The sequence below is a fragment of the Streptomyces sp. NPDC002156 genome (assembly GCF_053593675.1).
Genome location: NZ_JBSFDA010000296.1, coordinates 1 through 6,680 on the forward strand (window position 1 = coordinate 1; position 6,680 = coordinate 6,680).

The window sequence follows — 6,680 nt, forward strand, 5'->3', positions numbered from 1 at the left end:
TCTCCTTCTTTTTTTTCCCTCCCCTTGCTTTCCTTTTGGGGGGGGGGTTCTCCCCCTACCCCCCCCCCACCCCCTCCCTTCCGTATGCCGAGATACGGACCGTGACCCCGCCCGGAGTGTCGCGTTAGGCACATTTCATCCCAATCCATCAAGATGTGCGCGAAATCATTACTTCGTACGTGGAGAGGGGTTGCAGGATGAGCAACGCAGCGACGTCGCACGGTTTCGGGGCCGGACGGGGGCGTGGTTACCGGCCCGATCGGGTCGACGCGTACGCCGCCGCCCTCTCCGCGGAGCGGGACGCCGCCTGGGAGCGGGCCGCACGGCTGACCGTGCTGGCCCGGCAGATGGGCGCCGAGTCGGAGCGGCTGCGGGAGGTCGTCGCGGGGCTCGCTCCGCAGACGTACGACAGCCTCGGCGAACGCGCCCGCCGCCTCTGGGAGTTGGGCGCCGAGGAGGCCGGCGCCGTGCGGGAGCGGGGGCGCAGCGAGGCGCGGCAGCTGGTCGCGGCGGCCGAGGCCCGCGCGGACGCCCTGCGCGAGGCCACGGAGGCCGCTGCCCAGGCCGTACGCGCCGAGGCCGACGAACGTGCCCGGCACCGGCTGCTCGCCGCCCGCGCCGAGGCCGACGAGATCCGGATCGGTGCCCGGCGGGACATCAAGGAGGGGCGCGGCGAGGCACTGGCCGCCCTGCGCGAGATGCGGGCGCGGACCTCGGGGCTGCTCGCCGAGCAGGAGAAGGAGTATGCCGACCGGTGGGCCGCGGAGGAGCACCTCGCCGCCGAGCGTGAAGTCGCCCTGGACGCACGGCACATGGACCGCGTCACGGCTGCCGAGGCCGCGCTGTCCGAGGCGAAGCGGGCCTTCGCGGACGCCGAGGAGTCGGTCGGGCGCATCGAGGACGACGCCCGGATCCACGCCGCCGAGATCCTCACCGAGGCCCGCGTCCAGGAAGACCGCATCGCCCGCGAGACGGAGCGCGTCCTGCGGGAGCACGGCGAGGAGTGGGACGACGTACAGGCCCACATGGACCACGTACGCAGCAGCCTGACCACGCTCACGGGGCGGGCCGCGGCGGCCGAATAGCACGCCGCCCCGGGCCCGGTGCCGCCCGGGGCCCGTCCGGCGGATCATGACGCGGACGTGGACGCGGACGTGGACGTGGACGCGGGGGCCGGCGCGCCGATCTGCGGCGTTGCCGTCGGTTGCCGACTCCCTCATCGCCCCCGCTCAAGGGCTCTCCTTGATGACCGGGAAGCGGCGCGGCGCCAGCACCAGCAGCGCCAGGAACGCCAGCGCCGCCGCTCCCGCCGCGCCGAAGTAGACGGCGTGCACGGCGTCCGCGATGGCCCGTCGGGTCGCCTCCGGCGCGGCGGTCGAGTCGAGCGCCCGCGTCACCGAGTCCAGGTCGCTCGCGCCGCCCAGCCGGGACGCGAGTACGCCGTTGGCGACCGCGCCGAACAGGGCCGCGCCGATCGTCTGGCCGGTCTGGCGGCAGAAGAGGACGGAGGCCGTCGCCGTACCCCGCTCCGACCAGCCGACCGTCGACTGGACGCCGATTATCAGCGGGAGTTGGAAGAGACCGAGGGCGCCGCCGAGCAGCAGCATCAGGAGGGTGGGCTGCCAGGCGGAGCCGGGGTACGGGAGGAAGGGGAACGCCAGCAGGATCAGGGTCGCCGTGCCGATGCCGAGCATCGCCGTGTTGCGGAAGCCGATCCTGCGGTACACGTGCTGGCTCAGCGCCGCCGACACCGGCCAGCTCAACGTCCATACGGACAGCACGAATCCGGCCGCTATCGGGGCCAGGCCCAGTACCGACTGGGCGTACGTCGGCAGGAACACCGTGGGGGCCACCATCAGCAAACCCAGTGCGCCCAGCGCCAGGTTGACCGCCGCGATCGTGGGGCGCCGCCACACCCACCCGGGGATGATCGGCTCCGCCGCCCTGCGTTCGATCACGACCACGAGCAACGTCAGCGCAAGTCCCGTACACAGGAGGGTTGTTGACTGCCACGACAGCCAGGGCCAAGCCACTCCGCCCTGGACGAGGGCCGTCAGCAGCACGCCGCCGCACGCGAACACCATCAGGGCGCCCGCCCAGTCGATGCGCGGGCGGGGGCCGGAGGTGTCGCGCTGTGGTTCGTGGAGGTGGCGGGCCAGGAGCCACATCGCGACCGCACCGACGGGCAGGTTGACGAGGAAGATCCAGCGCCAGTCGGCGTAGGCCGCCAACACCCCGCCCACCGCGGGGCCCGCCACCGCCGAGGTCGCCCACACCGTCGACAACTTGGCCTGGATCCGCGGGCGTTGCTCAAGCGGGTACAGGTCGGCGGCGAGGGTCTGGACCGTGCCCTGGAGGGCGCCGCCGCCCAGGCCCTGGACGATCCGGAACGCGATCAGCGCGCCCATGTTCCAGGCCAGCGCGCAGAGGAGGGAGCCGAGGAGGAACAGGGCCGCGCCCGCGATCAGGACCGGTTTGCGGCCGAAGGTGTCCGAGAGCTTGCCGTACACGGGCAGGGTGACCGTGACGGCGAGCAGATAGCCCGAGAACAGCCAGGAGAAGACGGAGAAACCGCCGAGGTCGCCAACGATCTGCGGTACGGCGGTCGAGACGATCGTGGAGTCGAGCGCGGCCAGGGCCATCGCGAGCATGAGCGCGGCGACGACGGCTCCCCGCTTCTCCGTTCCGGTGCTCCGGGTGGCGCCGGGTGTCGCGGATTTCGTACGGCGGCTGCTGCCCACCCGAGTCCTTTCCCCATGCATCTATCTGCCGCCGACCACTCTGCCACTTGACCTTCACGCGGCGGGAGGGTGGAGCCTGACCGGGGCGGAGGGGCGAGGCAACCCTGAGACCGGCTCCACCGTGAGGTGGACAGCCCCTAGGGGGACCTCCGTACTTCGGCTCGGGGAGGGTTCGTACCGGCGGAGGACGAGACGGGGCGTCGACCGTCCTTAACCTGGCTTTATGCCGCTGAAGGGCGGTGTGCAGGACCTCCGGGGGTGGGGTTTTCCCCCGCAGAAGACTGCGCTGGGCGTCAGAGACCCGGACCCCCTCCCGACAGCAGACTCATACACGTACCGCAGAGCAGTCCGCAGGCAGGAATGCGCTACCGGGCATCAGTGCGGCTCCGCACCGACCGACTTAGGAGACATACCGTGACATCGGCTGTGACCATCACCAGGCACGGGGGCACTGGCGGGCGTACGGCCGTTGCCGCGCGGGCGCGGCAGGTCGTGAAGGCGTACGGGTCCGGTGAGACCCGCGTCGTCGCCCTGGACCATGTGGACGTGGACATCGCGCGGGGACAGTTCACCGCGATCATGGGCCCCTCGGGGTCCGGCAAGTCCACCCTCATGCACTGCCTCGCCGGACTCGACACCGTGACCAGCGGGCAGATCCATCTCGACGAGACCGAGATCACCGGTCTCAAGGACAAGAAGCTCACCCAACTGCGCCGGGACCGGGTCGGGTTCATCTTCCAGGCGTTCAACCTGCTGCCGACGCTCAGCGCGTTGGAGAACATCACGCTGCCCATGGACATCGCAGGCCGCAAGCCGGACAAGGGGTGGCTGGCCCAGGTCGTGGAGACGGTCGGGCTGAAGGACCGGCTCAAGCACCGGCCCAACCAGCTCTCCGGCGGTCAGCAGCAACGCGTCGCCGTGGCACGGGCGTTGGCCGCGCGGCCCGAGATCATCTTCGGTGACGAGCCGACCGGAAACCTCGACTCCCGTGCGGGTGCTGAGGTGTTGGGCTTCCTTCGGCGGTCCGTCGACGAGTTGGGGCAGACCATCGTCATGGTCACGCACGACCCGGTGGCCGCCTCGTACGCGGACCGGGTGCTGTATCTCGCCGACGGACGGATCGTCGACGAGATGTTCCGGCCGACCGCCGACACCGTCCTCGACCGGATGAAGGACTTCGACGCGCGGGGGCGTACGTCATGACTGTGCTGAAGACCTCGATGCGCAACTTCTTCGCGCACAAGGGCCGGATGGCCCTGTCGGCGGTGGCCGTGATGCTGTCGGTGGCGTTCGTGTGCGGGACCCTCGTCTTCACGGACACCATGAACACGACGTTCGACAAGCTCTTCTCGACCACGGCGTCCGACGTCACGGTGTCGCCGAAGGCCGCCAAGAGCGACGAGACCCCGCAGAACGGGGTGCCCGAGTCGATGCCGGCCTCCGTACTGGCGAAGGCGCAGCAGGCTCAGGGCGTCAAGTCGGCGGAGGGCGCGGTCAGTTCGATGAACGTGACCGTCGTCGACAGCGACAACGAGAACATGGGGTCCAGCACCGGCGCTCCGACCATCGCGGGCAACTGGACGCGCAACGACCTGCGTGCGATGGAGATCACCAGCGGTCACGCACCACGTGGGCCCACCGAGGTGATGGTCGACGCCGACACCGCCGACAAGCACCACCTGAAGATGGGCGACGAGCTGCGCACCATCGCGCAGACCGGTGACATCAAGGCGCGGATCGTCGGCATCGCCACCTTCAAGGTGACCAACCCCGGTGCCGCCGTCGTCTACTTCGACACCGCCACCGCACAGCGTGAACTCCTGGGCGCCACAGGGCGGTTCACCCAGCTCAACGTCACGGCGGCGAGCGGGGTCACCGACACCCAGCTCAAGCAGAACGTCACCGACGCCCTTACCGCGACCGGTGTGTTCAAGGTCCAGACGCAGAAGGAGTCCTCCGACGAGAACCGTGAGGGCGTCGGCGAGTTCATGAACGTCATCAAGTACGCCATGCTCGGCTTCGCCGGGATCGCGTTCCTGGTCGGCATCTTCCTGATCATCAACACCTTCTCGATGCTGGTCGCCCAGCGCACCCGCGAGATCGGCCTGATGCGGGCGATCGGTTCCTCGCGCAAGCAGGTCAACCGGTCCGTGCTGGTGGAGGCGCTGCTGCTCGGCTTCGTCGGGTCCGTCCTCGGTGTCGGCGCGGGGGTCGGCATCGCGGTCGGCCTGATGAAGCTGATGTCGATGGCCGGCATGAACCTCTCCACCGACGATCTGACGATCAAGACGGCCACCCCGGTGATCGGCCTGGTCCTCGGCGTCGTCGTCACCGTCCTCGCCGCCTACCTCCCGGCCCGCCGCGCGGGCAAGGTCTCCCCGATGGCCGCACTCCGCGACGCCGGCACCCCGGCGGACGGCAGGGCGGGTCTGGTGAGGGGCCTGATCGGCCTGGCCCTGACGGGCGCGGGCGGTTACGCCCTCTACCTGGCGGCCACCGCCGACAAGGCGAAGGACGGCTCGCTGGTCCTCGGCGCGGGCATCGTGCTCACGCTCATCGGGTTCGTGATCATCGGCCCGGTGCTCGCGGGTGGTGTCGTACGGGTGCTCAGTGCCGTACTGCTGCGGGGCTTCGGCCCTGTCGGCCGCCTGGCCGAGCGCAACGCCCTGCGCAACCCGCGCCGGACCGGTGCGACGGGCGCGGCCCTGATGATCGGCCTGGCCCTGGTCGCGTGCCTCTCGGTGGTCGGCTCCTCGATGGTCGCCTCAGCGACCGACGAACTCGACAAATCGGTCGGCGCGGACTTCATCGTCCAGGGCAACCAGCGGTTCGTGCCCCAGGCCGAGAAGGCGATGCAGAACTCGCCCGGCCTGGCCCACGTCACCCGCTACAAGGAGGTCGAGGTCAGCCTGACCCCGCCCGGCGGCAAGGCCGAGAAGACCGAACTGACGGCCGCCGACCCGACGTACGCCTCCGATCTGCGCCGCGCCACCACCTCGGGGACGCTGAGCGCCGCGTACGGCAAGGACGCCATGTCGGTGGGCTCCGGGTACGCCAAGGAGCACGGGGTGAAGGTCGGCGACACGATGACCGTCGCCTTCAAGGGCGGCTCGACGGCCGAGCTCAAGGTCGCCGCCGTCACGGACGACGACGTGGCCATCGACAAGGGCGCGCAGTACCTGTCCATCGCGACGATGGAGAAGTACCTGCCCGCCGACAAGATCCCGCCGAACGACCTGATGTTCGCCAAGGCCGAGAAGGGCCAGGAGAAGGAGGCGTACGCCGCTCTGAAGACGGCACTCGACCCCTACCCGCAGTACCAGGTCCGCGACCAGACCGACTACAAGCAGGAACTGAAGGACCAGATCGGCCAGCTCCTGAACATGGTCTACGGCCTGCTCGCCCTGGCGATCGTGGTGGCGGTCCTGGGCGTCGTCAACACCCTCGCCCTGTCGGTGGTGGAGCGGACCCGCGAGATCGGCCTGATGCGCGCGATCGGCCTGTCGCGGCGCCAGCTGCGCCGGATGATCCGCCTGGAGTCCGTGGTGATCGCCCTCTTCGGCGCACTGCTGGGGCTCGGCCTGGGGATGGGCTGGGGGGCTACGGCTCAGCAACTGCTCGCCCTGGAGGGCCTGAAGGTGCTGGAGATTCCGTGGATGACGATCGGCGGGGTGTTCGCGGGGTCGGCGTTCGTGGGGCTGTTCGCGGCGCTGGTGCCGGCGTTCAGGGCGGGGCGGATGAACGTGCTGAACGCGATCGCTACCGACTAGCCGATCGGCCACCCCGAGCGGGGGCTACGGGGAACGGGGGAACAGGGGGATCACCAGCACCGCCAGGATGATCGACAGGGACACCGAGTACGCGAAGAACGAGCCCGCGCGGATCGGTATGCCCAGTGGATGAACAAACCCGTCCGGAGACGGTGACGGCGACCCGGCC

Annotated in this window: 4 protein-coding genes; 3 read left to right on the forward strand and 1 reads right to left on the reverse strand. The window is 70.1% G+C overall.

Going from position 1 to position 6,680, the window contains the following annotated elements:
- Positions 1–197 precede the first annotated feature (197 nt).
- Positions 198–1,085: a cellulose-binding protein gene (locus tag ACWCRB_RS48410; protein ID WP_451002154.1), complete on the forward strand. Its 888-nt coding sequence runs from the start codon at positions 198–200 to the stop codon at positions 1,083–1,085.
- Positions 1,086–1,229: 144 nt separating this feature from the next.
- On the opposite strand, the gene ACWCRB_RS48415 is transcribed toward ACWCRB_RS48410, so the two are convergent.
- The gene (locus tag ACWCRB_RS48415) at positions 1,230–2,762 is read right to left on the reverse strand and encodes an MFS transporter (RefSeq protein ID WP_451002155.1); all 1,533 of its coding nucleotides are present in this window, start codon (positions 2,760–2,762) and stop codon (positions 1,230–1,232) included.
- Between the two features lie 393 nt (positions 2,763–3,155).
- Here ACWCRB_RS48415 and ACWCRB_RS48420 point away from each other — a divergent pair, with 393 nt between their 5' ends.
- Together ACWCRB_RS48420 and ACWCRB_RS48425 are read left to right on the forward strand one after the other, a co-directional pair.
- Positions 3,156–3,944, forward strand: coding sequence for an ABC transporter ATP-binding protein (locus ACWCRB_RS48420; RefSeq protein ID WP_369035471.1), 789 nt, complete (start codon positions 3,156–3,158; stop codon positions 3,942–3,944).
- Positions 3,941–6,511 (forward strand): ABC transporter permease, encoded by a 2,571-nt coding sequence (locus ACWCRB_RS48425; protein ID WP_451002156.1) that lies wholly within the window; start codon positions 3,941–3,943, stop codon positions 6,509–6,511. Before ACWCRB_RS48420 ends, ACWCRB_RS48425 begins: the two co-directional genes overlap by 4 nt.
- Positions 6,512–6,680: the final 169 nt, after the last annotated feature.